General features: G+C 78.1%; 1 pseudogene. It reads right to left on the bottom strand.

Annotation, left to right across the window (positions count from 1 at the left end):
- Positions 1-1,044: pseudogene (locus tag GTW08_RS29825) on the bottom strand (hypothetical protein); the annotation flags it as partial.

The raw sequence follows: 1,044 nt of genomic DNA, 5'->3' as shown, positions 1-1,044 counted from the left end.
GGGCCGCCTCCAGCCCCGCGGGCCCGCCGCCGACGACGAGCACCGGCCGTCGCGCCCCTGCGCCGCGTTCCGCGGAACGCAGCGCTCGTTCCGCATCCAGGCGTCCGGGGCCCGCCGCAGCGTCCGGACCACGTTCCGCGGAACGCGGCGGAACCGGCTCCGGCTCCGGCTCCGCGTCCGGGTCCGGGTCCGGGTCCGGGTCCGGGTCCGGGTCCGGGTCGGTCCGTTCGTGCCCCGACCGCGGTTCCAGCTCGTCCCCGACCACGGGGTTGCGCGGGTCGCGGGCCGCGGCGAGGGCGTTCGTCAGCAGGCACGGCCGGATGCGCTCCGGCGTCCCGGCCCGGGTCAGCGCGACGAGCCGCGGGTCCGCGACCTGCGCTCTCGTCATCTCGACGATATCCGCGTCGCCGCTGCTCAGGGCGTCGTCGGCGAGGGCCGGGGTGACGACGCTGCCGGCCAGGACGACCGTCGTCGCGCCGCCGAGGGCACGCCGCAGCTCGCCGCACCGGGCCCGCAGGAACGCCTCGGGCGTGTGCAGGTCCGGCCGGGTCGCGGCAATCGACAGCGCGCTCCCGACGACGGGCACGAGCAGGTCCACCCGGTCGGCGACGGCCCGGGCGAGGGCGAGGCCGTCGCCGGGGGTGATGCCGGCCCAGGGGGCGAGCTCGTCGACGCACAGGCGCAGCGCCAGCAGGGGATCCGGCCCGATCGCCGCCCGCACGGCGTCGAGGACCTCGCGCAGCAGCAGGGTGCGGTCGCGGCCGTAGGCGTCGTCGCGGTGGTTGGTCAGACCGGAGCAGAACTGGCGCAGCACCGAGTGCTGCCCGGCGGAGATCTCCACACCGTCCACACCGCTGTCCACAGCCGCGCGGGCGGCGTCGGCGAAGCCGCGGACCACGGCGCCGATCTCCGCTGACCCCATCGCGACCGGGACCTCGCGGGACACGACGTCCGGGACCGGCGACGGCGCCCACAGCGGGTGCCCGGAGTGCGCGGAGCTGCCCTGCCCACCGGCGTGCGCGAGCCCGGCCAGCACGAGCGTCC

This window comes from Pseudonocardia sp. SID8383 (assembly GCF_009864975.1).
Taxonomy (GTDB): Bacteria; Actinomycetota; Actinomycetes; order Mycobacteriales; family Pseudonocardiaceae; genus Pseudonocardia; species Pseudonocardia alni.
Note: the sequence above shows the minus strand (reverse complement) of the source record. Positions and strands in the feature narration are given on the sequence as shown.